15 protein-coding genes are annotated in these 25212 nt (G+C 63.7%); 7 read left to right on the top strand and 8 right to left on the bottom strand.

The window, feature by feature from the left end; genetic code table 11:
• Positions 1-91: 91 nt before the first annotated feature.
• A complete protein-coding gene (locus tag BRA1417_RS39570) occupies positions 92-10282 on the bottom strand; it encodes a VCBS domain-containing protein (protein WP_156948629.1) in 10191 nt (3396 codons plus the stop codon).
• Between the two features lie 181 nt (positions 10283-10463).
• The gene (locus BRA1417_RS44665) at positions 10464-10622 is read right to left on the bottom strand and encodes a hypothetical protein (protein ID WP_198034793.1); all 159 of its coding nucleotides are present in this window, start codon (positions 10620-10622) and stop codon (positions 10464-10466) included.
• Positions 10623-11009: 387 nt separating this feature from the next.
• Here BRA1417_RS44665 and BRA1417_RS0107595 point away from each other — a divergent pair, with 387 nt between their 5' ends.
• Both BRA1417_RS0107595 and BRA1417_RS0107590 read left to right on the top strand, forming a co-directional pair.
• Positions 11010-11741 (top strand): transglutaminase-like cysteine peptidase, encoded by a 732-nt coding sequence (locus BRA1417_RS0107595; protein ID WP_027515323.1) that lies wholly within the window; start codon positions 11010-11012, stop codon positions 11739-11741.
• A 96-nt stretch (positions 11742-11837) separates the two neighbouring features.
• Positions 11838-12962 (top strand): lysozyme inhibitor LprI family protein, encoded by a 1125-nt coding sequence (locus BRA1417_RS0107590; RefSeq protein ID WP_027515322.1) that lies wholly within the window; start codon positions 11838-11840, stop codon positions 12960-12962.
• Positions 12963-13145: 183 nt separating this feature from the next.
• Here BRA1417_RS0107590 and BRA1417_RS0107585 read toward each other — a convergent pair whose 3' ends face one another.
• From BRA1417_RS0107585 to BRA1417_RS0107560, 6 genes are all read right to left on the bottom strand, one after another.
• The gene (locus BRA1417_RS0107585) at positions 13146-14345 is read right to left on the bottom strand and encodes an ABC transporter substrate-binding protein (protein WP_027515321.1); all 1200 of its coding nucleotides are present in this window, start codon (positions 14343-14345) and stop codon (positions 13146-13148) included.
• Between the two features lie 79 nt (positions 14346-14424).
• Complete coding sequence (locus BRA1417_RS0107580; protein WP_027515320.1) at positions 14425-16263, bottom strand: long-chain fatty acid--CoA ligase; 1839 nt, start codon at positions 16261-16263, stop codon at positions 14425-14427.
• Between the two features lie 94 nt (positions 16264-16357).
• Positions 16358-17146, bottom strand: coding sequence for an ABC transporter ATP-binding protein (locus BRA1417_RS0107575; RefSeq protein WP_027515319.1), 789 nt, complete (start codon positions 17144-17146; stop codon positions 16358-16360).
• Positions 17147-17150: 4 nt separating this feature from the next.
• Complete coding sequence (locus BRA1417_RS0107570) at positions 17151-17909, bottom strand: ABC transporter ATP-binding protein (protein WP_027515318.1); 759 nt, start codon at positions 17907-17909, stop codon at positions 17151-17153.
• Positions 17906-19057 (bottom strand): branched-chain amino acid ABC transporter permease, encoded by a 1152-nt coding sequence (locus BRA1417_RS0107565; RefSeq protein WP_027515317.1) that lies wholly within the window; start codon positions 19055-19057, stop codon positions 17906-17908. The genes BRA1417_RS0107570 and BRA1417_RS0107565 overlap by 4 nt, the downstream gene beginning before the upstream one ends.
• A gap of 4 nt (positions 19058-19061) precedes the next feature.
• Positions 19062-19937, bottom strand: coding sequence for a branched-chain amino acid ABC transporter permease (locus BRA1417_RS0107560; RefSeq protein ID WP_027515316.1), 876 nt, complete (start codon positions 19935-19937; stop codon positions 19062-19064).
• Between the two features lie 263 nt (positions 19938-20200).
• Here BRA1417_RS0107560 and BRA1417_RS0107555 point away from each other — a divergent pair, with 263 nt between their 5' ends.
• The 5 genes from BRA1417_RS0107555 to BRA1417_RS0107535 all read left to right on the top strand — a co-directional run bounded on the left by BRA1417_RS0107555 (position 20201) and on the right by BRA1417_RS0107535 (position 25152).
• Complete coding sequence (locus tag BRA1417_RS0107555; protein ID WP_027515315.1) at positions 20201-20950, top strand: ABC transporter ATP-binding protein; 750 nt, start codon at positions 20201-20203, stop codon at positions 20948-20950.
• Positions 20947-22473: a hypothetical protein gene (locus tag BRA1417_RS0107550; protein ID WP_027515314.1), complete on the top strand. Its 1527-nt coding sequence runs from the start codon at positions 20947-20949 to the stop codon at positions 22471-22473. The genes BRA1417_RS0107555 and BRA1417_RS0107550 overlap by 4 nt, the downstream gene beginning before the upstream one ends.
• A gap of 109 nt (positions 22474-22582) precedes the next feature.
• Positions 22583-23398: an MBL fold metallo-hydrolase gene (locus tag BRA1417_RS0107545; protein ID WP_027515313.1), complete on the top strand. Its 816-nt coding sequence runs from the start codon at positions 22583-22585 to the stop codon at positions 23396-23398.
• A 65-nt stretch (positions 23399-23463) separates the two neighbouring features.
• A complete protein-coding gene (locus BRA1417_RS0107540; RefSeq protein WP_027515312.1) occupies positions 23464-23985 on the top strand; it encodes a hypothetical protein in 522 nt (173 codons plus the stop codon).
• Positions 23986-24102: 117 nt separating this feature from the next.
• The gene (locus tag BRA1417_RS0107535; protein WP_027515311.1) at positions 24103-25152 is read left to right on the top strand and encodes an amidohydrolase; all 1050 of its coding nucleotides are present in this window, start codon (positions 24103-24105) and stop codon (positions 25150-25152) included.
• Positions 25153-25212 lie beyond the last annotated feature (60 nt).

Genomic DNA, 25212 nt, shown 5'->3' with positions numbered 1-25212 from the left:
CGCGCCGGCCCACGATTGGCCATTCCTTAGATGTTGAGATTTGCGGATTTTTTCCGCGGTCAAGCTGCAGGCCGGAAGGCCCTGGCGACGATCAAACGTGGAAGATGAAATCGCTGGCCTGCAGGTTTTGAGCAACCACGCCCTTCAGCACGATCGTCTCGTGATTGTCCAGCGTGAGGAAGGTATCGCCATCCTGCTCGGCCGCGGAGAGATCGCTCACGGAGCTGATGCTGCCGAACTGCCGCAGGTCGATCTTGTCTAGGCCGGCCTGGAAGTCGTTCACAGTGTGCTGGACCGTATCCTGCGACGACGCCGGCGCAAACACGAACTGGTCCTTGGCAGCGCCACCGATCAGCGTGTCACTCGACTCGGTCGCGAAAATGACGTCCTTGCCGGGGGTACCCTCGAGGATAACGCCCTGGCTGTTGCCGCCCTCGACGAAGATGAAGTTCACGGTGTCGGAGAGGTTCGTGGTCGTGTCCGTCACAGTCACCGTGATCTGGTCGGTGTCCGGCGGCACCGGGTAGTCATCGGTGCTGGCGCCGGTTGGATCGTAGGTGATACCGGCGCCTTCCGCGAGGCTGGCGTTGATCTGGTCGAGCGTGCCCGTCGCCGGGTAAACACTGACGCTGCTGACATCCGGATGCGCGGTCGCCAGCGTGACAGTGAAAGTATCCGTCGCAGCACCGGAATCGATGTCGGTGACCACGAGATCGGTGATGATCTCATTGCTGTTCTCGACGACGTGCTCGACCTGGAAGTGCTCGGTGTCGATGACGGGACCGGTCGCGGACGCGGAGCCGCCGGATGGAGCCGTGACTTCCGTGCCGATGGTGGTGACCCCGTCCGACACCGGCGCGGTGCCGCCGGTGCTCGTGGCGATGATGTCGATCGTCGCGGGCGACGAGGAATTTGTGATGTCGCCAACATAGGTGTTGTCGAGGGCATGCACGCCCAGCGCATCCGGCGCCCCGGTGAAGCCGTCGGCTGGCACGAACCGGATCAGCGTATCCGGACTCAGCACCAGCGCAGTCGTATCGGCGACGGACCCAATATCCACCCATTGATCGGTGCCGGCGAGCTCGTACTGCCAGACGCCCTGATCCGAGGTGGCACTATCCGCGCTAACCGCGATGGCTCGGAAGCTCGCGCCGTCGTCGGCGTCGTCGAACTTCCCGCCGAAGAGAGCGCTGACCGCGGTCCCACCCGGATCGGTGTTATCGCCACTGACCGAGGCCAGCGTCGCGTCACCTAGAGTCGGTGCATCGTTGCTGCCGGCGATGTTGAAGGTGAGGACGCCGTTGCCAGTGCCGGTCGGCGTGTGGCTGTCGTCGGGCACGATCGTGTATTGCAGCGACAGCGTGTGGCCGGCGGCAAGGAAGTCGAAGGCCTTGCTACCTGAATTGAAATCCCACGTAAACGTGGCGTGCGTGGCGGTGCCATCGAGAATGTCCCCGGACTGCACGGTCAGATAGTTGAGCAGCGTCGGGATCGAGGGCTCGCCGACATAGTCGGTCTGGGGCACGCCGTCGAAATAGACATCGAGATGATCGACCACGACCGTGACGTGATCGGTAGCATCGGCATCCGAAACCGTCAGCGTACCATGCTTCACCAGCGGCGTATTCGTCTCGAGCAGGTCCGCGCCGGAATGGTCGTTCGTTTCCGCAGTAATCGCGGGCGCGTCGTTCTTGCCGGTGATCGTGATCGTGACGTCGGTTGTGCCGGTCTTGCCCTGGTGGTCATCAAGGGTGACGGTAGAGACCACCTTGGCGCTCTGGTTCTCGCCGAGGAAATCCAGCGCGCCGTCGGCGATCGAATAGCTCCAGGTGACGGTGCCATTGTTCAGCCCGGCCTGCGGCAGAAGCGTCAGTCCGCTCTTGAGCGCCGCGATCTCGTCAAGCGTGAGCGACGAGGTGAGATTAGTGTTGTGATCGGCGCCAAGCGAGGTCACGGCTTGGCCGGTGATCTGTGCCGTCGGCAGGTCGGTCAGGTCGATGTCGGTGAAGGCAATCGCGCCGGTTGCGGGCGTTGACGTATCAGACGTGGCGAAGTCGCCGGTGGCGTCCGCCTGCTCGGAGACGTCCCCCGCCAGCACGCCGCCCGCGGTGAAGGCCGGCGCGTGGTCATCGGTCATCGTGATCAGCGTGTGGCCGGTGCCGTCGTCACTCCCGGCGAAATGGGCATTGCTGTAGTCGGCACCGGACAGGGTCAAGCTGATGTGATTGCCGTCCGCATCGGTCACCGTCAGCACGCCGCCGGTGGAGGGATTGCTGTTGGCGACATAGACCGCGCTGGTACCGAGCCCGTACTTGATGGTCGACAGATTGATTGTGTCGTTCGTGGACAGCGCGCCGATAGAGCCGCCAAAGGCCGATGTATCGATCTGAAGATGGGCGCCGTCGCCGTCGAGTGTGATCGTTTGGGTGGCCGCCACCGTGCCCTCGAGCTTCAGCCACGCGCCAGCATCGACGGTGACAGAGCCCGAGCCCGACAGCGAGCCGAACAGCGTCAGCGCCCCGTCATGGACCTCGATGCTGCCGACATTGGCGATGGTGCCCGTGATCGACGCCGTGCCCCAGCTGTCGATGGTCGCGTAATTCTCGACGTTCAGCCCGGTCCCGGAGATCGACGCGCCATGCAGATCGATGGCGCCGTGGTTGACGATCGACGACGCGTTGCCGAAGACGCCACTGCCGGCGACCGTCCAGGTGCCGCCCAGCTCGTTGTTGAACGTCGCGGTAGCAACCGAGAGATTGCCGTTGATGTGGCCAGCATTGTTGATCGTGATAGCGCCGCCTGTCTCGACGATGGCGTAGGTCGCGGCGGTCACGGTCGAGGCCACGGCGGGTCCGATCGTTCCGGTGGCGGAATTGTCGATCGTCGCCGAGCCGGTCGTATTTTCCTGGATGAAGATCGCCGCATAGGCGCTCGGGGCCACGATCGATCCGGTATTGGTGATATGGGTCGAGCCGGTCGCGCCGACTTCGTTCTGCGTCACGCTGATGCCGGCGAGGCTCGTGCTGGTGATACCACCGTGATTGACAATGGTGACGTCGCCGCTGCCGTTGGCGATGGCAGACACGCCGACCGCGCCGGTAGCGGAGCCATTATTGGTGACGCTGACGTCGCCGCCACCGTGATCGAAGGCGCCGATCGCGGTACCCGCGGCGGCAATCGAGGATGTCGCGCCGGTCGTGACCGTGATGTTGCCGGCAGCCCAGGTGAACGCCTCGATGCCGTAGCCCGCATCAGCGATAATCGTTGCATCGCTCGTAACGGTGACGTCGCCCTTGACGGCATTCGAGAACGTGCCGATCCCGCCGGGCTTGTAGCCGGCGATGATCCCGCCGGGAGTGGTGCCGTCGTTATTCGAGGTCGAGCCGGAGTGGATCGTGCCATGGGCCTCGACGGAGATCGTGCTGCCGAGGCCGCCAGCGATCGCAGTGGCGTAGTTGACCGCCACGATGCCGGTGCTGCCAGACGTGATGCTGTCGCCGTTCGCCATGGTGACACTGACATCGCCCGCATCGATACTGTAAGCCCTGATGCCGTAGCTCGTCGCACCCGAAATCGTCACATTTTCGCCAAGCGTGACCGTCACGTCGCCGGTGCCGCCGCTCAATGCCGAGGCGTTGATGCCGACGCTTTGGGTACCGGAGACCGAAATCGTGGTCCCGGCGAAGCTGGTCACCCTGACGTCGCCATTGCCGTAATTGTAGGCGTCGATGCCATAGCCCGCCGCGGCGTTGATGTTGGCGTGATTGCTGATGGTGACGGTGCCGTTGACGTTGGTATTGGCGGTCGATCCGGTCGTGGCACCGGTGTAACCGGCCTGGATGCCCGCCGGCGTGTTACCGCTCTGGTTCAGGCTGCTGCCGGAATTGATCGTGCCGTAGGTCGTGACGGTGATGCTGCTGCCGTCCGACGCGTCGATCGAGTTTGCGCGATTGACCGCGATGATGGCCGAGCTCGCGGACGTGACGACGCTGCCGGCCTCGGTCGTGACGGTCTCGCTGCCACTGCCATAGCTACGCGCACGGATACCGTAGACGGAGCTGCCGGTGATGGCACCGCCGGCGTCAATGGCGATGTCGCCATTGCCCTGCGTGGTCGCGTCGATGCCGTATGCGCCGCCGACAGCGCCGCCGAGCTGGGTGATCGAGATGCCGCCGACGCTGGCGCTGTTCAAATTCTCGACAAGAACGCCGACCGAATTCGCGCCGGTGCCGGTCGCCTTGCCGGTGAGATTGTTGACAGTGATATCGCCCGCGCCGGTCGCGCTGTCGCGCAGCCAGATGCCGTGGCCGGCGAGGCCCTTGATGTCGCCGGTCGCCGTGAACGAGATATCGCCGGTACCGTTCTGGGTGACCGCGACGCCGTTGGCCGCGCCAGTCAGTGCGCCGGTGGGCGCGAGAACGATGTCGGCGGGCGTTGCAGATGTGCCGCCCGATGCAGTGAAGTCGAGTGCATCGCCGCTCGCTGTCGTGATATCGGCCGCGCCCTTGATCGTGAACGTGCCGGCTTTCGTCGACTGGCCGGCAATGGTGCCGGTGAAGCTCTGGCCCGCCACCTTGTCGAGTTGCAGCGTGTCGACGCCACCGGCGAAGGCAATGGTCTGCGCCGTCGCCCCCGCGAGCTCGAGCGTCGCACCATCGTCGATGATCACCGAGCCGACACCACTGAGGCCACCGGCGAGGTTGAGCGTGCCGGTCTGGACTTCGATGGCGCCGGTGTTGGTGACGCCAGCCGTGATCGTGTTGAGGCCGGAGACGCTGTAGAGGTTACCCAAATTGCTCAGGCTGCCGCCGTTGATCGAAACATCCGACAGATAAAGCTTCGATGTGCCGTCGACCGCGATCGTTGCGCCGGTGTTGGTGACTGTGGCGGTCGTCAGCTTCAACGCGCCGCCGGTCACCGCCTCGATCAGGCCGTGATTGGTGATGGCGTGGAGAATGCCGGGATCGATCGTCAGCGCGCCGCTGGTGACGGAGATCGTGCCGCTGTTGGTGACATCCGCGCTGTCGACAGCGCTCGTGCCGGTCGATTCCAGCGTGCCCGCGATCGTCACCGTACCGCCGTCGATGGTCGCGCCCGACAGGGTCAGTTTTTTGCTCGCATCTACCTTGACGGTGCCACCATTGCTGATCGTGGCTCCCGCAACCGTCGTATCGTCGAGCGTCAGCGTGACGCCGCTCTCGACCGTCACAGCGCCCTGGTTCAGCGTGGCATTGCCGCCGATCTTGCTATCGCCCGTGACGTCGATCGTACCGCTGTGGTTATTGATGGTGCCGCCTGATACCTCGGTGCTGGACAGCGTCAGCGTCTGGCCGTCGTCGATCTTGACGATGTGGCCGGTGTTGGTGAGGACGCCGTTGAGCAGCGTCGCGGCACCCGCGATCTCGAGCATGCCGTTGTTGGTGATCGCGCCCTTGGACGCGGTCGAGGCACCCTTGATCGTGGCGCCGTCCTTGAGCTTGACGGTGTTATCGAGCGCAATACTGGACTTGTCAGTGATGACCGTGCCGGACACTGTGACGCCATCCAGAGTCAACTCGGCGTCGGCGCTGACGGCGGCGACGCTGAGGGTGGCTCCCCCGTCGATCTTGCTGGCGCCGGTAACGTCAATCGTGCCGCCGCCCTTGACTGCACCGCCGCTGATCGTGGCGTCGTCCAGCCTCAGTGTGGCATTGGCATCGACGATGAGGTTGCCGCCGGAATTGTCGACCGTCGAGCCCTGATCGATCGTCAAGACGCCATTGGCAAGCACCTCGATCGTGCCGGTATTGGTGATAGTCTCGCCGTCCAGCGCATTGCCGGTGCCGCTGACCTTGAAGGCCGCATTGTTGTTCAGGGTGCCGCCACTCAGCACGGCAGCGCCGGTGAGATCGATCTCGCCGTTGCCAGTGACAGTTCCGGTGCCGCTGATCGTGGCCCCGTTCACCGTCAGCTTTCCGTTGGCATCGACCGTGATGTTGCCGGTGTTGGCAACGGTCGAACTCTGGTCGATCGTCAGCGCGCCGTTTGCCAGCACTTCGATCGTGCCGGTGGTCGCATTCGTGATCGTCTCGTGGTCCAGCGCGTTGCCGGTCCCGCTGACCTTGAACGCCGCATTGTTGTTCAGGATGCCGCCGCTTAGCACCGCAGCGCCGGTCAGGTCGATCTCGCCGTTGCCGGTGACAGGCCCGGCACCGTTGATTGTGGCGCCATTGACCGTCAGCTTGCCGTTAGCATCGACCGTGAGGTTGCCGGCATTCGCAACCGTCGAGCCCTGGTCAATCGTCAGCGCGCCGTTCGCCAGCACTTCGATCGTGCCGGTGCTCGCATTCGTGATCGTCTCATAGTCCAGCGCATTGCCGGTGCCGCTGATCTTGAAGGCCGCATTGTTATTCAGGATGCCGCCGCTCAGCACGGCGCTGCCGGTCAGGTCGATCTCGCCATTGCCGGTGACCGTGCCGGCCCCGCTGATCGTGGCCCCGTTCACTGTCAGCTTGCCGGTGGCGTCGACCGTGAGGTTGCCAGCATTCGCAACCGTCGAGCCCTGGTCGATCGTCAGCGCGCCGTTTGCCAGCACTTCGATCGTGCCGGTGGTCGCATTCGTGATCGTCTCGTGGTCCAGCGCGTTGCCGGTCCCGCTGACCTTGAACGCCGCATTGTTGTTCAGCACGCCGCCGCTCAGCACGGCATTGCCGGTCAGGTCGATCTCGCCGTTATCGGTGACTGTACCGGTGCCGCTGATCGTGGCGCCGTTGACAGTCAGCTTGCCGGTGGCGTCGACCGTGACGTTGCCGGCATTCGCAACCGTCGAGCCCTGGTCGATCGTCAGCGCGCCGTTCGCCAGCACTTCGATCGTGCCGGTGCTCGCGTTCGTGACCGTCTCGTGGTCCAGTGCATTGCCGGTGCCGCTGACCTTGAAGGCCGCATTGTTATTCAGGATGCCGCCGCTTAGCTCCGCAGCGCCGGTCAGGTCGATCTCGCCGTTGCCCGTAACCGTACCGGTGCCGCTGATCGTAGCCCCGTTCACTGTCAACTTGCCGTTAGCATCGACCGTGAGGTTGCCAGCATTCGCAACCGTCGAGCCCTGGTCGATCGTCAGCGCGCCGTTCGCCAGCACTTCGATCGTGCCGGTGCTCGCATTCGTGATCGTCTCATAGTCCAGCGCATTGCCGGTGCCGCTGACCTTGAAGGCCGCATTGTTATTCAGGATGCCGCCGCTTAGCACCGCAGCGCCGGTCAGGTCGATCTCGCCGTTGCCTGTGACCGTGCCGGTGCCGCTGATCGTGGCGCCGTTCACCGTCAGCTTGCCGTTGGCGTCCACCGTGACGTTGCCGGCATTCGCAACCGTCGAGCCCTGGTCGATCGTCAGCGCGCCATTCGCCAGCACTTCGATCGTGCCGGTCGTCGCATTCGTGACCGTCTCGTGGTCCAGCGCGTTGCCGGTGCCGCTGGCCTTGAAGGCCGCATTGTTGTTCAGGATGCCGCCGCTCAGCACCGCAGCGCCGGTCAGGTCGATCTCGCCGTTACCTGTGACCGTGCCGGTGCCGCTGATCGTGGCCCCGTTCACTGTCAGCTTGCCGTTGGCATCGACCGTGACGTTGCCGGTATTCGCAACCGTCGAGCCCTGGTCGATCGTTAGCCAGCCATTCGCCAGCACCGTGATCGTGCCGCCGGAGGTGTTGGACACGGTCTCATGGGCGAAATCCGCCGTGCCCTTGACGTTGACCGCTCCTGAATTATTCAGCGTGCCGTTCTTGAGGACGCTGGTGCCGTCGAGTTCCAGCGTGCCGGCGATGGTGACCGTGCCGCCGCTGATGGTGGCGGCGTCGACGATCAGCGTCGTGCCGGCATCCGCCTTCAGCGTGCCGCCGGCATTGTTAATTCCGGCGAGCGTCTTCAGCGTGCCGCCGAACAGCTCAATCGTGCCGGAATTGGTGATCGTGGTGCCGTTGGCGAAATCGCCGCCGCCCTTGAGCGTCAGGTACCCGGCGTTGGTGAGGACGCTACTGTCCAAGAACTCAGCCTTGCCACCAACCGAGATCGTGCTTGCCGTGAAATTGGTGAGCTTCGAATCGGCCTTGAGGCTAACCTCGCCCGCAATCGTCAACGCACTCTTGTTGATGACTTCCGGTGCCGTGTGGCCGACCGTGGTGTCGTAGTCGTTCATCGTGATCGACTTGGCATAGGCAGCCGCGTCGATCGTCACCGGATAGGACGGCGTCAGCCCGTGCAACTGATCCGTGATGACGATGACGTCGTCATTGATGGTCGGAACGGTGCCGGTTTCCCAGTTGGCCGCGTCCTTCCAGAAGCCGCCGGCGGGCGCGCCGGCATGATCGGTCGCGATCCACACCACGGCGGGAGCGTCGGTGCCGGTGATCGTGACGGTGATGGTCTGCTGCGAGGTGGCGCCTTGCGCGTCCTTGAGCGTCACGGTGTAGACCAGCGTCAGCACCTCACCCTTGGGGATGAAGTCGGCGAGGTAGACCGGCAGCTTGGCCAGCGACCAGCTGATGTTGCCGGTGCCGTCCCCAGTGCTGTCGGCACCCGCCGCGATCGCGACCGACATCGCGCTCTGGAACGCCGCGAGCGGGCCCGGCGGAACGGTGCCATCAGGCAGGGTCGCGCTGGTCAGCTTGACCGCGACCGTGTGGGTGTCGGTGAGGTCGACATCCTTGAAGGTCAGCGTGCCCGAAGTCGGCACCTCGCTGGTGAGCGGGCCACCCGGCACGCTGGTGCCGCCTTCGAAGATGATGACCGGAACGCTGGTGGTGATCACCGGCTTGTCGTTGGTGCCGGTGATCGTGATGGTGATGTCGATGGTCGACGCTTCGGGATTGACCGAGAAATTATTGTTGACGCGGACCTTGTAGGTCAGCGTCAGCGTCTCACCCGCCGCGAGAAAGTCGAAGACGTGGTCGGGAATCGTGTAGGTCCAGACCGCCGAGCCGTTGTTGTTGTTACCGGCGGCTGCGGCGACGCTGATCTGGATCTGCGTTGCCGCGATGTCCTGCTTCTGGAGTGCGGAGAGCGCGCCGGTGACATCCTGCTGGCCGGCGTTCTTGTAGACAAAGTTCGGTGCATCGCCGAGGTCAATGCTCACCGTCGGCAGATCGGCCAGGTTTTGATCGACGAAGGTGATGCGACCGGAGATGGTATCGTAGTGGGTTGTGTCGCCGGTCGTGTCCGCGCGCTCGATCATCCCGAACGCCGTCTTCACATTGCCGTTGAGATCGAGGCTTTGACGGGCAGGCGGGCCGGGAATGCGGGTGCTGGTCGCCGGATCATGGCCGGGCCCCTGCGATGTCGGCTCAGGGAGATGCGTGAAGGTCGCGGTCGCGGTGGCACCGGTATCCGTCTTGATGAAGACAATGTTGCCGGTCTGCGTGATCGAGTCGGTGAAGTTCTGGGTCAGCTTGGTGTTGCTGTTGTTGTCCGTGAACTTCAGCGTGAACACGTCCGTGATCAGCTTCTGGATGTCCGGCGACATCAGCGCATTGGAGATCGAGACGTTGCCGCCGCTGATCTGGATCATCTGGCCGGCCTGGTTGACCGTCGCGATCGGCAGCAGCGTGACCTTATCGAACAGGATGTAGGAGCCCGTCGTGCCGTTCGGCTCGACCAGCACCTGGAAGCTCGCCTGCGGCTGCGGATCGCCGCCGCCGGCGGGAACGACGAAGTTGATCTGGCTCAGCACCGCCGTGCCGCGGATGCCCATGGTGGCGACCGGCGTGTCGACCTTCATGTCGCCGTGCTTGGCGGTCTCGCCGGCGACGAAGGTGATGGTGCCCGCGACCAGACTGAGCAGCGAGGAATTGTTCGACCCGTTGGGGTCGTAGACCATCTCGTTCAGCACCATCCGCGCATTGGAGGACAGGCCGAACACCGTGCCGTCGATGAACGTGATGCCGAGCGTCGAGTCGCCACCGGTCGAGACCACGTCGCCCTTCTCGACATTGTCGCCGTTGTTCAGGATGACGGAGACGCCGTTACGGACCGCGGTCGCGCTGCCGGAGAGCTTGGTGACGTGGCCGATGACCTGCGCGGCGGCAATTCCGGAAGCGGCCTGCGCGTATTGCACATGGCCGGTGAGTGCGTTGACGACGTCGCCGGTGAGGTGTGCGCCATCGGGCGAGGCGATCGCCGCGCGCTTGTCGCCCCTGAAGTAATCGTGAACGACGAAATCGTGTCCATCATGGGACAGCACGAGGTCGAGACCGGCGCGCTTGAAATCGCCGTTGAAGATCAGGTTCGGGTCGGGAACGACGTAGGCGCCATCAGGCACGTGGCCGTGTGCCTTGGCGGTAAAGGAATCAACATGGCCATCGGCGGGCGATCGGGAACCCAAGCCGTCCAAGGAAATCGCGGCGTCAAATTTGCCAGCGTAATTCAATCCGGGCACCAAAAAAGGAGTTAAAATCTAAGTAAGTATCGCTCGCCTAAACTTGCATATCATTACCAAGTCCTTAGCGAAACCACCTATTGCTTGTGTGATTTGGCATCACCAAGCGGTCGATGCTCTCAGGCGGCTGGGCGCCTGCAGAGAAGCCAAAGTAATTTTTGAAATACTCATAAGTAAAGTAGCGCTTATTTTCGCTCATTTCCAGTAACCCCATGTATTCCATTGTAGAATCCTACAATAGATACTTCTGTCATCTTTTGTTCGTGGATCCCCGCAGCACCCTGCGGCAAATACGGGGCCAAATCTGTGATCCAACTAACAGAAGCCGTGAAATAGCGGGCCGTTAGCCATAAGGCGCAGAATCAGTTCCACGACAACTTGTGCCTGCAATTGGTCCGTCTTCGCGGCAACTGCCGTCCTCCTAGCCGGCGAATCGTAAAATTTTACGCAATTTGAGCAGGCCCGTTTCAGCCTGTTGCCCGGTTTTGGGACCCCAGCCGGGCGCGTTAAGCAGAACAAAACCGGCCGCCTCGCACTATCTCCGCGAAAGCAACAAAGCCCGGCACGTCCAGGTCGAGGGGGACCTGGCGAAGCCGGAAGGGGATGTCAGATGGAGACCGCTGCTCGCTCGCGCGCTTGGCGCGCAATCGTTGTGCTGTGCGGATTGATCCTGCTCGGATCGGCCGCCGAGCTTCGCGCTGGCACGCTACTTTCGCCGGGAGCCGGCGTCCTCGTGCGCAAATCCGCCGAGCCGTTTGGCGTGTTCGCCTTCGCCATCTCCGCCGGCAGCCTGCAACAGAAATGGCTCGCGCTGAGGTCCAGGCTCGACGATGACATGGTGCAGCTCGCGCTGTGCGACGGCGACCGGGACAATTGCGCTTCGCCCGCTGCACTGAAACTGCTCGCCGTCGTCGACCAGGCCCGAAGCCGGCACGGCCGTGCCCTGCTGGGCGAAACCAATCGCGCCATCAACCTTGCCATCCGTGCCGCCGATGACGGCTCTGAGGACATCTGGAGCTCGCCGCTCGCGACTTTCGCGCGTGGCGCCGGGGATTGCGAGGACTATGCCATTGCCAAGCTCGCCGCCCTTAAGCTCGCGGGCGTCGCCGCCGAAGATCTCCGCATCGTCGTGGTGCGCGACGTCAGGGCCGGTGAAGAGCATGCGGTTGTCGCTGCACGGCTCGACGGCCACTGGCTGATGCTCGACAACCGCCGCATGGCAATGGTGGAGGACGACGCTGCGCGGACCTACCAGCCGCTGTTCGTGCTCTACAGGTCGGCCGTGATGAAATATGTCGACGAACCCGTGCGGTTCTCGATGATCGGCAACGAGGCGCATTGATCGTACTGGTCTCATAGTTTGACCGCCCATCACAAAGCCATTTCGCCGCGCGATCCGGGACGCTAGCATGGCCACGGCTATGCGGGGGCGACTGGAATGCGGTTCATCGTGCTGACTATGCTTGCGCTGCTGGCCTCGCCGGCCGCTCCAGCCTTCGCGCAATCCAGCCCGTCCGACCGCTCCGTCGCCGATAGGCTGCCGCTGTTCGTCAGGAACAACTGCCAGCAGATCCGCGATCCCGGCAATCAATTGTTCTGCGGTGATGCCGAGCTTGCCGCCGCCGCCGAGAAGCTGAGCACGGGAATCGAGGCGCGGCTTGCCCGCCTGCCCGATCGCCTGCCCGGGATCGAGGAGAACGCGATCTGGGTTCGCCAGCGCAACCTCGGTTGCGGCATCGTCGGCCAGACCGCGATCCGCACCGACGATTTTGACCGGGTGAAGGCATGTCTTCTCAAGGTGACCGATGAGCGCGCCGCGATCGTGCGCGATCCGGATTTCGACTGTCTCGCCGCCAACACCGCTGCGGGCGCGCTGATCTGTGCGGACCCGTCGCTGGCGCTTGCCGAGACCGAGTTGAACAGCGAGGTTCTCGGCCTGATCGGCAAGCTCGATCCGACCGCGGCCCGCTTTGCCTTCGCCGAATATGGCCGGTGGACGCGGGAGCGCGACCGCAAATGCAATCTGGTCGGCAAGGAGAACGTGCCGCTCGGGGAGCTCGAGTCCGCGGAGGACTGTCTCGCCGGCTATCTGAAGCACAAGGCCGACGAGATTGGCGCGGCGAAAGGCGATCCGAAGAAGGTGTTTGGCCGGCAGGTCGCAGCCCGCGCGCCCGACACCGATGCCGTCGATTTCTGCGCCGCGCGAATCCACGCGGCCAATTCCTGCGGCAACTTCCTCCGCATCAACCGCGTCTACGCGCTCGACAGCCAGGTGGGCGAGCAAGAGGCGCAAGTCACGGGCGAAATCGAGATGGCCGTGCTGGCACCCTTCGCCACCTGTAGCAAGGTCGCCACGACGTGCACGGGCACCTGCTGGGACGCCAGAACGGGTCGTCCGCAGCCTGGCGTCGGCAACAAGGAGCGCTCCGCAGACGCCTTCAACGTCACACGCCGCCTGCGGATCCAGCGCACGTTTGCGTTTGTCAAAGCCGGCGATGGCTGGCGCTGCCGGGAAGACGAGCTGGCCCCGGTGAATTCAGGCACGGCGGGTGGGGGATCGTAGGGCTGTGTCCTCTCCCTCGCTCCGTTCTTACGGGGTCGCGACGAGCTTCGCTCGCGCTGAGAGGGTTGGGGTGAGGGGCTGCTTCAGCGAATCCGGTGACAGTTAGACTCCCGGAGAGCCCCCTCACCCGGAATTTGCTGCGCAAATTCCGGCCTCTCCCCGCACGCGGGGAGAGGGAAGAAATCAAAACATCAGATTGTCCTTCACCAGAACCCAGCGGCCGCCCTTGACCTGCTGCACCTGGGTGATGGTGTTGGCGAGGTGGTCGGTCTTGGAGAATTTGGTCGGCGGCGAGTTGAAGATGTCGAGGAACTTGTCGCCCGATTCCAACGCGTCCAGCATCTTCTGCCCGGTGAGATCCTTGCCCGCCTTGTTGGCGTAGAACGCAAACGTCGTCACCGCGTTGTAGCCGATGATCGCCTGGGTGTTGGCATCGGTGTTGAACATCTTCTTGTAGTTGATGAGCCAGTCGTGGACCTTGCCCTTGGCGGTGTCCTCGTAGGGAATCTCGAAGCCGCTCGCCGCATAAAGGCCCTCCACGGCGTCCTTGCCGAGCGCCGGCACTTCCAGCACGTTGGTCGGCGTCGCCCCCAGGAAAGTAACGTCCCAGCCGAGCTTCTTCGCCTCCGTCATCGCGCCGATGGTCTCGCGGATCACGGTACCGAGCACGACGAGGTCGCAACCGTCGGACTTCATCTTGGCGATTTGCGCGCTGAAATCGGAGGCGCCCCGCTTGTAGCTCGTCACCGACGCCGGCTGCAGCTTCATTGCCGTCAATTGCTGGGTGAAGCCGTCGAGCACGTTCTTTCCGTACTCGTCATCCTGATGCATGATGCAGGGCTTCTGGAAGTTCTTCCACTCCACCATATATTTCAGCGCGGCGCGCGTGCTCTCGACATAGGGCAGGAGGTTGTTGAACTTCAGCCGCTCCTGCGGCTTGGCCGGGTCGAACTTGAAGGTGAACTCGGCGGCGGTCAGCGGGAAGAGCTGGAGCACGCCGGCATCGAACAGGATGTCCTGCGCGGCGAGAGTCGGCGCCGATCCCATCGAGCCGATCATGGCAAATATCTTGTCGCGTTCCACCATCTTCTGGGACGCCAGCACGCCCTTCTTCGGATCGTAACCGTTATCCTCGAGGATCATTCTGATCTTGCGGCCATTGACGCCGCCGGCCGCGTTGATTTCCTCGACCGCCATCTTCATGCCGTTGGAGACCGGCACGCCCCAGACCTTGATCGGCCCCGACAGATCCTGATGGGTGCCGATGACGATCTCGGAGGCCGAGATGCCTTCATTGGTGACCTTGGTCTGCGCCGCGGCAGGCAGACAGGTGAGCACCACCGCGCCTGCCGCAAAGCCGAACGTTCTCAACGATCTCGACATTGACGTCTCCTCTCCTTGGGGCCCTTATGATGCGAAGGGTGGGGCCATCACTCCTTCGCTGTTATTCAAACAGGATTGTTCAAGCCACCGCCCGCGTCGGATACATGGCGTCGATCTCGGCGGCATAGCGCTTGTTCACGAAGCCGCGCTTCAGCTTCATGGTCGGCGTCAACTCCTCGTCCTCCGGAGTGAGTTGGCGTTCGATCAGATAGAATCTCTTGATGGTCTCGACGCGGGCGAAATTGGCATTGACCACTTCGATCTCGCGCCAGATCAGGTCCTGGATCTCCGCCGCGCGGCACAGGCTGGCATAGTTGGTGAAAGGGATGTCGTGGTCCTGCGCGAATTTCTCGACATTCTCCTGGTCGATCATCACGAGGCAGGTGAGGTATGGCCGCTTGTCGCCGATCACCACGGAATCCGAGATGTAGGGCGAGAATTTCAGCTGATTCTCGATCTCGGACGGCGTGATGTTCTTGCCGCCCGAGGTGATGATGATGTCCTTCATCCGGTCGGTGATGCGGACGAAACCCTCATTGTCGATGGTGCCGACGTCGCCGGTATGCAGCCAGCCGCGATGGTCGATGGTCTCGGCTGTCCGCTCCGGCTGGTTCAGATAGCCCATGAACAGGAAGTCGCCCCTGATCAGGATCTCCCCGTCGGGCGACAGCGCCACTTCACCCCACGACACAGCCTTGCCGACCGAGCCAAGCTTGATGCGTTCCGCCGGCATCATGGTGGCGACCCCGCAATTCTCGGTCTGGCCGTAGACCTCGTGGATGTCGATGCCGAGCGCGAGATACCAGCGGATCAGTTCCGGCGCGATCGGCGCCGCGCCGGTGAAGGCGATGCGGCAACGATCGAGCCCGATCATGCGTCGGATGTTGCGGAAGGCGAGGCGGTAAGCGAGGCTGTTGGCGATGCGCAACGACAGCGGCGGCGGTTTGCCTTCTATCTTGCAATCGACCATGCGATAGCCGATGTCGATGGCGCGGCGGTAGACCCATTGCTGCAGCGGCGTCGCATCCTTCAGCGCGATGGTGGTTGCGGAATAGAATTTCTCCCAGATCCGCGGCACCGCGAGGAAGATGGTCGGCTGCACCTCGCGCAGATTGTCCGGCACGGTCTCCGGACTCTCGGCGAAGTTCATCACCGAGCCGAGCGCGACCGAGATGTAATAGCCGCCGATCCGTTCGGCGACGTGGCAGAGCGGCAGGAAAATCAGCCGATCCTCGTTCTCGCGCGCCGGAATGAAATCGTTGGCGTGCCGCATCTGGTGCGTGACGCTGCGGTTGGCGTGCATGGCGCCCTTGGGCGGACCCGTGGTGCCGGATGTATAGACGAGGACCGCGAGATCGCTCGCGCCGCGACTGTCGACCATCTCCTGCCAGAGCGTCTCGCGGCCGGCCATGTGGTTGCGCCCGAGCGCGCGGAACTCGTCCAGCGACATCACCATGTCGTCGGAGAAGCCGCTGAGGCCCTCCATGTCGAACACGATGATCTTTCGCAGAGACGGACAGCGTGCGCGGCAGGCCAGGACCTTGTCGAGCTGCTCCTCGTCCTCGGCGAAGATCACTTTCGTTCGGGAATCGTTGACGAGATATTCGACCTGGGATGAGGCATCGGTCGGATAGATCCCGGAAGAGACGCCGCCGGCGCACAGAATGCCCATGTCGACATGGACCCATTCGGGGACGGCGTTGGCGATGATGGAAGCGACGTCGCCGGGCCTGAGGTCGATGGCGTGCAGCGCGTAGGCGATCTGCTTCGAGATCTCCAGCCATTCGCGCCAGCTGGTCGGCTGCCAGATCCCGAATTTCTTCTCGCGTATAGCCGGCCTGTCGCCCCGCGTTTCCGCGGCGCGCAAAAAGCTCTTCGCGATCGTATCAGCGACCGTCAGCACCGCCGGTCGGGCCATTCACGTCTCCTCCTTGTCGCGTTCCCCTCCGCTGCCTGCCTTGCCGGCGGTCTGTTGTTGCGGACGGGTCTCCGATCTAACGCCAAATCTTGCTTCAACGCCAAGTCTTCTTCTTTTTCCAGCGCCGCTCGCCTCGTGCGCCCGCTTCCTTGGCGCCAAGGTAGAATTCCTGGATGTCCTTCGAATGCATCAAGCGGTCGCAGGTGTCGTTCATCACGATCCGGCCGATCTCCAGCACATAGCCATAATGCGCCGTCTCCAGCGCCACCTTGGCGTTCTGCTCGACCAGCAGGATCGACATGCCCTGCTCCTCGTTGACGCGACGGATGATGGCGAAGATCTCCTTCACCAGCAGCGGCGACAGCCCGAGCGAGGGCTCGTCGAGCAGCAACAGCGTCGGCCGGTTCATCAGCGCGCGGCCGATTGCGAGCATCTGCTGCTCGCCGCCGGAGAGCTGTCCGGCCGGCTGGTTGATGCGCTCCTTCAGGCGCGGGAAATAGCCATAGACGCGCTCCAGATCGTCCGCGACGCCGCCACGATCCTTGCGCGGATAGGCCCCCATCATCAGGTTCTCGCGCACGGAGAGGAACGGGAACACCTCGCGTCCCTCCGGCACATGGCTGAGGCCCAGCCGCACGATCCTGTCCGCCTCCATGCGCTGGATCGACTTGCCCATGAACTCGATGGCGCCCTTCTGCGGATCGAGAATGCCCGAGATCGTCTTGAGCACCGTGGTCTTGCCGGCGCCGTTGGCGCCCAGCAGCGTGACGATGCGGCCGCGCGGCACTTCGAGCGAGATGCCGCGGATCGCCATGATCGGCCCGTAATAGCTCTCGATGTTCGTGAGTTTCAGGATGATGTCCGGTGTCGACACGGCATCCATCACGTCAGGCTCCCAGATACGCGGCGACGACATCTGGGTGCTGCTGCACTTCGGCCGGCGAGCCCATCGCCAGCACCCGGCCGTAGTTCAGCGCAATGACGCGGTCGGAGACGCGATTGACCAGCGACATGTCGTGCTCGACCATGAGCACGGTGACGCCGAGCTCGCTCTTGAGGTCGCGAATCCAGAACGACATGTCGTCAGTCTCCTCCACGTTGAGGCCGGAGGACGGTTCGTCGAGCAGGATCAGCTTCGGCTCCGAGCACAGCGCGCGCGCCAGCTCGATCACCTTGCGCACGCCGTAAGGCAGACCCGAGATCAGCTTGTCGCGGTAGGGCTCGAGATCGAGGAATTCGATGACCTGCTCGACCCTGCGGCGATGCACCTTTTCGTCGGCGCGTACGCCCGGCAGGAACAACAGCTCCTGCCAAAGCTGCGTGGTCGAATGCCGGTGGCGGCCGACCAACAGGTTCGACAACACCGTCGCATTCTCGAACAGCTCGATGTTCTGGAACGTGCGGGCGATGCCAAGCCTTGCAATGTCGTGGGGCGGCTGCTCCGTGATATCCTGATCCTCGAAGAAGATGCGACCTGAGGTCGGCCGGTAGATCCGCGAAATCAGGTTGAAAATCGAGCTCTTGCCGGCGCCGTTCGGCCCGATGATCGAGAGGATCTCGCCCCTCTCGACCGCGAACGACACCGCATCGACGGCCTTCAGCCCGCCGAAATGCAGCGACAAGCTCTCGGCGCGAAAATAGCTCATCGGTTGCGCTCCGACTTCACGTAGATCTTCTGCCGCTTGAAGGTGGCGCGCTTGTAAAGCGGGAACAGCTGGAAGAAGAGTTTGATCTTGAGCCAGCGGCCGTAAAGCCCGAGCGGCTCGAACAGCACGAACAACACGATGATGATGCCGTAGATCGCGCCTTTCAGGCCGTTGAGCGAGGCAAAGGCCGCGACCTTGGACTGGACATTGGCGGCCGCTTGCGTGCCCGCTCCGAAGGTCGCGGCAATGCCGGCGATGATGCCGGGCATGTCGTCCTTGAGGTAGGTCAGGAACGGATCGATCATCACGATGAAGATGGCCCCCAGCACCGCGCCGTGCAGGCTGAAGGTGCCGCCGATCAGGATCACGATGATGAACTCAATCGAGAGCTGGAGCGTGAACATCTCCGGCGAGATGAACGAGAGCTTGTGCGCGAACAGGACGCCGGCGAAGCCGGTGATCGCCGCGGAGATCGCAAAGGACTTCACCTTGTACAGCGCGACATTGACGCCCATGCTGCGCGCAGCGGTCTCGCTGTCGCGGATCGCGACGAAGGCGCGTCCGGTCGGCGAACGCAGCAGATTGAGCGTGCCGACGATGGTCAGCACCAGCACGGCGAGACACAGGAAATAGAAAGTGGGGCTGTCGCGCGAGACGGCGACCCCAAACAGCGACACCGCCTTGATCCGCATGCCCTCGTTGCCATTGGTGACGCTCTCCCAACGCGCCAGAATCTCCTCGACGATGAAGGCGAAGGAGATGGTGGCGATGACGAGATAAATGCCTTGCAGCCGCAGCGCGGGGAAGCCGACCAGCGCACCGATCAGCCCGGTTAGGAGCCCGGCGGCGAGAAAGTAGACCGGGAACGGCACACCATATTTCTGCAAATAGGCCGCCGTATACGCACCGATCGCGAGAAACGCCGCATGCCCGAGCGAGGCCTGCCCGGTGAAGCCGGTCAAAATCAGCAGCGCCACGCCGACGGTCGCGTAGATACAGACGAAGACGAGCTGGCTCATCAGATAGCTGGAGAGCACATAGGGCGCAATCAGCAGCACGGCCAGCAGGAGACCGTATGAGACGTAATAGCCCGAATGCGGAAACAGCCTGATGTCGTCCTCATAGTCGGTCTTGAACAGGAAGCGCATGCGTTCAGACCTTCTTGCGGACGTGAAGGCCGAACAGGCCTTCGGGCTTGAGCAAGAGCACGGCGAGCAGCACGATGTAGGGCGCGACGTCCTTCCAGCCCTCGGCCAGATAGAAGCCGGCCATGCTCTCGATGACGCCAATCAGGACGCCGCCGACGACGGCGCCGGGGATCGAGCCGAAGCCGCCGAGCACGGCGGCCGGAAACGCTTTCAGGCCCAGCACGAGACCGACATTGGAATGGATGAAGGTGATCGGCGCCAGCAGCACGCCGGCGCAGGTCGCAACCGCCGCGCTGATCGCCCAGACGATCGAGACCACCCGCTTGACCGGGATTCCCATGTAATAGGCCGCCAGCATGTTCTCGGAACTGGCGCGCATCGCGGTGCCGAGCGTGGTCTTGTTGAAGAACAGCCAGAGCAGCGCGCAGAGGATGCCCGTCGCCGCGATCACCGAGAGCTTGTCATGGGCGAGCACCAGCGAACCGATCCGCAGCACGCCCTGGCTGAACGGCGTGTCGATCTTGAAATCGTCGGTGCCCCAGATCATGCCGGAGACCGAGCGCAGGAAATAGCCGAGCCCGATGGTGGCCATGATGATGGAGAATTGCGGATAGCCGAGGATCGGCCGCACCACTACGCGCTCGGCCAGCATGCCGAACAGCGCCATCGCCGCCACCGCGCCGGCAAAGCCGACCCAGTAGTTCAGCCCCATCATGCCGATGAAGGTGAAGGCAAAGAAGCCGCCCAACATCATCAGATCGCCCTGGGCGAAATTGACGACTTCGGTGGCCTTGTAGACGAGTACGAAGCCGAGCGCGATCAGGCCGTAGACGCAGCCGAGCGCAACACCGCTGACCAGCTGCTGAACGAAATCCAGCATCGTCGCGCATCCTCCCGATACAACCGGCGGTTCTTCCTGACCGCCTTGCCGCATCTTGTGTTCAGTCGCTACGCAGTCGTTTCGCTGCGTTCACGCCATTCGTCCCTTCGCCAATTCAGCCTGAACCGCCAAGCGCTGTCAACAAACGGTGACTTGCCATTAGTCCAATCCGGATGACGGAATTTGCGGCAGCGCGATTCACGGTGCCGAAACATCTTCGGGTCATGGTCGCGAGCGATGCAAAACCGCAAGGTGTGGCCGTGATGAAGCGGGACGGTTCGGCGCTCGAAGTCATGGGGTTAACGAAGTGTTTTGACCGTCTGGCGGTCGATAACCTCGATCTCACCATCCATGCCGGCGAATTCTATGCGCTGGTCGGCCCCAACGGCGCCGGCAAGACCACCACTTTGCGCATGGTTGCAGGCCTTTTGCGGCCCGATGCCGGCGCAGTCTCCATCTTCGGCATCGATGCGCTCCAAAACCCCGTCGCCGCCAAGCAGGTGATGGCGTGGGTCTCCGACGAGCCCATGATCTATGACAAGCTCACGCCGCTCGAATATCTGGAATTCGTGGCCGGTCTGTGGGGCATCGCACCATCGGTCTCGGAACCGGTCGCCGCGGAGCTCCTGAACTCGCTCGGGCTCGATCCGCACCGGCACGAACGCTGCGAGGGGTTTTCCAAGGGCATGCGCCAGAAGGTCGCCCTCGCCGGCGCCCTGGTGCACGATCCCCGCCTCATCATCCTCGACGAGCCGCTGACGGGACTGGACGCCGTCTCCGCCCGCCATGTCAAGGGACTCCTCAGCGAGCGCGTGCGCGCCGGCTGCACCGTCATCATGACCACGCATATCCTCGAGGTCGCCGAACGCATGGCCGACCGCATCGGCGTGATCGCAGCCGGCCGCCTGGTGGCCGAGGGCACGCTGACCGAGCTGCGCCAGCAAAACGGGCACGCCGATACCAGCCTGGAAGATCTCTTCATCGCACTGGTGACGCTCCAGGACGCCGCATGAGCTCGGCCACCGCGCTGTCCTGGTTCGCCCGCCACGAGCTCCGGCTCGCCTGGCGCGAATGGCTCGCCATGATGACCGGCGGGCGGCGCAAACGAACGCGTGCCGCAGTGATCGGCGTGCTGTTCTTCGCGGTGCTGCTGCACGTGCCGGCCTGGGCGGTGATCGGCCGCTTCGCCGACCTGCAATTGCCGCTCGACAAATCCTCGCTGATCGTGATCTCGGCGACAATTTTTCTCGCCTGGACGCTGATGCTGTCACAGGCGATCGAATCGGTGACCCGGGTGTTTTACGCACGCGCAGATCTCGACCTCATCATGTCCTCACCCGCGACGCTGGCCAATCTGTTCTCGGTGCGCATCGCCGCGATCGCGCTCGCCATCACGGTGATGGCGCTGCTGTTCTCGACGCCCTTCATCGACGTGCTGGTATTCGGGGGCGGCGCGCGCTGGCTTGCAGCGTTCGGCGTCGTCGTCGCGATGGGCCTATCGGCCGCAGCGGTCGCGATCGCCGTCACCATCCTGCTGTTCCGCCTGATCGGTCCGGCGCGGACACGGTTCGTCGCCCAGATCCTCGCCGCGATCATCGGCGCCGGCTTCGTGATCGCGCTCCAGGTCGCGGCGATCATGTCCTACGGCACGCTGTCGCGCTTCACCATCCTGACCTCGGGTAGCTTGGCCGCTTACGCGCCCGATGCGGACAGCATTTGGTGGTGGCCGGCGCGGGCGGCGATGGGCGACGCCGAAGCGCTGCTGCTGCTCCTGGCGCTCGGGCTCGTGCTGCTCGGAAGCGTCATGGCGATCTTCTCGGGCCGTTTTGCCGACACGGCGATCGATGCCGCCGCCTTTGGCACATCCGGCCGTCGCAGCGCGAAGGAGCGCCCCTTCCGCGGCGGATCGCGGCAGCATGCCCTGCGGCGTAAGGAATTTTCGCTGCTCTGGCGCGATCCCTGGCTGATCTCGCAGACGCTGATGCAGCTGCTCTATCTGGCGCCGCCGGCGCTGCTGCTCTGGCGCAACTTTGCCGACAGCTCCGCGGCGCTGACGCTGATCACGCCCGTCATCGTCATGGCGGCGGGACAACTCGCCGGCGGGCTTGCCTGGCTGACGATCTCGGGCGAGGACGCGCCCGATCTGGTTGCGACCGCGCCGCTGACGCCGTCCAGCGTCATCCGCGCCAAGATCGAGGTGGTGCTGATCGCGATCGCCGTCATCTTCTGCCCGCTGATTGCGGCGCTCGCTTTCGCCTCGGCGTTCCAGGCCGCGGTCAGCGCCGGTGCGGTCATCGTCAGCGCGGCCTCCGCCACCGCAATCCAGCTCTGGTTCCGGGTGCAGGCCCGGCGTAGCCAATTCCGCCGCCGCCAGACCTCGTCACGGCTTGCGACCTTCGCCGAGGCGTTCTCCTCGATCGGCTGGGCTGCCAGCGCCGCGCTAGTGCTCACGCTGCCGATCGTCGGTCTCGTCAGCGGCCTGATCACCGCCGGCCTCGTCGCCATCACCTGGAAGTTCAGCCCGCGGCGGGAGTGACAATGGGCCGGCGTGAGGGTGCGACACTGACGCGCTGTTGATCGCGCGCTGTTGGCCACGCGTTGCATTGCACGCTAGACTTTCCCCTGAAGTCATCGGGGATGGATTCATGCGGCGACTGGTTTCGGCGGCTCTAGCGCTGTTCGGCGCATTCCTCTCACCTGCCCTCGCACAGCAATCACCTCAGCGCAGCGAATGCCTGGCGATGGCGAATGCGGCGCCGCGCGTGACGCCGGTCGCGTTTCGGCAGGCCGCAGCCTCCGCTGAAGTCCAGATCACCTATGCCGGCCATTCCACCTATTTCATCGACACGCCCGGCGGCTTGCGCATCGCCACCGACTATAGCGGGGCCTATCAGGTGGGCCGGCTGCCCGATATCGTCACCATGAACCGGGCCCACAGCACGCACTACTCTTTATTTCCCGACAAGCGCATTCCTCGTGTGCTGCATGGCTGGGGCGAGGACGGCAAGGCGGCCATCGTGTCGGAGCGCATCGGCGACACCTTCATCCGCAACGTCACGACCGACATCCGTCGCTATTTCGGCGACGATACCGGCGCCGACATGATCCGTGACGGCAATTCGATCTTCATCTTCGAGGTCGCGGGCCTCTGCATCGGTCATCTCGGCCATCTTCACCACAAGCTCGACGACAGCCACTTTGCCCAGATCGGGCGGCTCGACATCGTGATGGTGCCGATCGACGGCACCTACACCATGTCGCTCGACGGCGTCTCCGAGATCACCAAGCGGCTGCGCGCCTCGGTGGTGCTGCCGATGCACCGCTTTGCCACCCCGCTCGACGATTTCGTGCAACGCATCGGCCAGCAGTTCGAGATCGACCGGCGCATGGAACGAAGTTTCCGGATCTCGAGGGATGCGTTGCCGTCGAAGTCGACGGTGATCATCCTCGACGGGGTATGACGCGCAATTTTCTCCAAGTCGGCTATCGGCCGGTCGTGCTGATCTCCTGAGCATAGGAGATCGACATGACCGACTTTGCGAGATTATTGCACGCGGACGGACCGAACCCCGAGCACGCGGCGGCGCTCCAGCTTTATGGCCGCTTCGTCGGCGATTGGGACGCCGAGATCACCGCCCATGGACCCGATGGAACGAAGCACACCGCCTCCGGCGAAATCCATTTCGGCTGGGTGCTGGAGGGCCGCGCCGTGCAGGACGTCTGGATCATTCCGCGCCCAACCGGCGGCCCGGCCTTGCCGATCGCCGGCAACTGGTACGGCACGACGCTGCGGGTCTACGATCCGACCATCGATGCCTGGCGGATCTCCTGGTTCGATCCCGGCCGCTGCATATTCCGCCAGCAGATCGGCCGTCCACGCAATGCCGACATCGTGCAGGAAGGCACGACCGAAGCCGGCGAACTGACGCGCTGGAGTTTTACGGAAATCACCGAGGATTTCTTCCATTGGCTCGGCGAGGTCAAACCGGCCACGGCAACCGTTTGGCGGCTGATGGTCGATGTAAGGGCGAGGCGGCGCAAGGGTTGACGACGGGGCCACTGTCCCTGAGATGAAGGGTGCGGTTGCGCAACGCGCGCTGCTGCGCGCGAGAACGAGGTGTTAGGCTCCCCGAACAAGAAGCATACATCAAGGGAGCGAACACGGATGGCAGCAAGCGGTCTGCCCGCCAACACGAGCGGGCTATTCGTCGAGCCGCGCGAGGACTGGCTCGCGCTGCATCGGGAGGAGATCATCGATCCCTTACGGTCGATCGTCGATCCCCATCACCATCTCTGGGATCGCGGGCACCGCTATCTGATCGAGGAGATGGCTGATGACATCGCCTCCGGCCACAACGTCATCGCCACCGTCTATGTCGATTGCCGCTCGATGTATCGCGCGCACGGGCCCGAGGCGTTCCGGCCGGTCGGCGAGGTCGAGTTTGCCAATGGCGTCGCCGCGATGAGCGCCAGTGGCGGTTACGGCAAGGCCGCGATCTGCGCCGGCATCGTCAGCCACGTCAACCTGCTGCTCGGCGATGCCGCAAAGCCGGTGCTGGAGGCCGAGATCGCGGCAGGCAACGGTCGCTTCCGCGGCATCCGGCATTCCTCGGCCTGGGACCCGGATCCTGCTGTCGCCGGCATGTATGCGAACCGGCCGCAGGGATTGCTGCAGGACCCGACCTTCCGCAAGGGCTTCGCCTGTCTCGCGCCGCTGAATCTGAGCTTCGATGCCTGGCTGTTCCATCCGCAGATCGGCGAGCTGACCGAACTCGCCCGCGCATTTTCCGACACCAGGATCGTGCTCGACCATTGCGGCGGCCCGGCCGGAATCGGCCGCTTTGCCGGGCAACGCGAGGAGGTGTTTCCGCAATGGCGCGCCTCGATCCAGGAGATCGCCAAATGCGAGAACGTGGTGGTGAAGCTCGGCGGGCTCGCGATGTGCCTGCTCGGCTACGACTTCCATTTGCGCGAGAGGCCGCCGTCATCCGAGGAGCTTGCCGCGGCGTGGCGGCCTTATATCGAGACCTGCATCGAGGCGTTCGGCGCCAGGCGCGCGATGTTCGAGAGCAACTTCCCGCCGGACAAGGGCCAGTGCAGCTACCAGGTGATCTTCAACGCCTTCAAGCGTATCGCGGCGTCCTTGAGCGAGACCGAGAAGACGGCGTTGTTCTCGCAAACCGCGAGCAACTTCTACCGGCTCGATTTGCCTTAAAAAGGCTTGCCGTCACGACGAGAACAGGGGCCGGGATGTTGATCCCGGCCCCTGTTCCGT

It is taken from the genome of Bradyrhizobium sp. WSM1417 (assembly GCF_000515415.1).
GTDB lineage: Bacteria > Pseudomonadota > Alphaproteobacteria > Rhizobiales > Xanthobacteraceae > Bradyrhizobium.
Note: the sequence above shows the minus strand (reverse complement) of the source record. Positions and strands in the feature narration are given on the sequence as shown.

Bases quoted from the DNA above. Each gene is read 5' to 3' on its own strand.
- BRA1417_RS44665 (WP_198034793.1), bottom strand. From the start codon at position 10,622: ATGGAATACATGGGGTTACTGGAAATGAGCGAAAATAAGCGCTACTTT.
- BRA1417_RS0107595 (WP_027515323.1), top strand. From the start codon at position 11,010: ATGGAGACCGCTGCTCGCTCGCGCGCTTGGCGCGCAATCGTTGTGCTG.
- BRA1417_RS0107590 (WP_027515322.1), top strand. From the start codon at position 11,838: ATGCGGTTCATCGTGCTGACTATGCTTGCGCTGCTGGCCTCGCCGGCC.
- BRA1417_RS0107585 (WP_027515321.1), bottom strand. From the start codon at position 14,345: ATGTCGAGATCGTTGAGAACGTTCGGCTTTGCGGCAGGCGCGGTGGTG.
- BRA1417_RS0107580 (WP_027515320.1), bottom strand. From the start codon at position 16,263: ATGGCCCGACCGGCGGTGCTGACGGTCGCTGATACGATCGCGAAGAGC.
- BRA1417_RS0107575 (WP_027515319.1), bottom strand. From the start codon at position 17,146: ATGGATGCCGTGTCGACACCGGACATCATCCTGAAACTCACGAACATC.
- BRA1417_RS0107570 (WP_027515318.1), bottom strand. From the start codon at position 17,909: ATGAGCTATTTTCGCGCCGAGAGCTTGTCGCTGCATTTCGGCGGGCTG.
- BRA1417_RS0107565 (WP_027515317.1), bottom strand. From the start codon at position 19,057: ATGCGCTTCCTGTTCAAGACCGACTATGAGGACGACATCAGGCTGTTT.
- BRA1417_RS0107560 (WP_027515316.1), bottom strand. From the start codon at position 19,937: ATGCTGGATTTCGTTCAGCAGCTGGTCAGCGGTGTTGCGCTCGGCTGC.
- BRA1417_RS0107555 (WP_027515315.1), top strand. From the start codon at position 20,201: ATGAAGCGGGACGGTTCGGCGCTCGAAGTCATGGGGTTAACGAAGTGT.
- BRA1417_RS0107550 (WP_027515314.1), top strand. From the start codon at position 20,947: ATGAGCTCGGCCACCGCGCTGTCCTGGTTCGCCCGCCACGAGCTCCGG.
- BRA1417_RS0107545 (WP_027515313.1), top strand. From the start codon at position 22,583: ATGCGGCGACTGGTTTCGGCGGCTCTAGCGCTGTTCGGCGCATTCCTC.
- BRA1417_RS0107540 (WP_027515312.1), top strand. From the start codon at position 23,464: ATGACCGACTTTGCGAGATTATTGCACGCGGACGGACCGAACCCCGAG.
- BRA1417_RS0107535 (WP_027515311.1), top strand. From the start codon at position 24,103: ATGGCAGCAAGCGGTCTGCCCGCCAACACGAGCGGGCTATTCGTCGAG.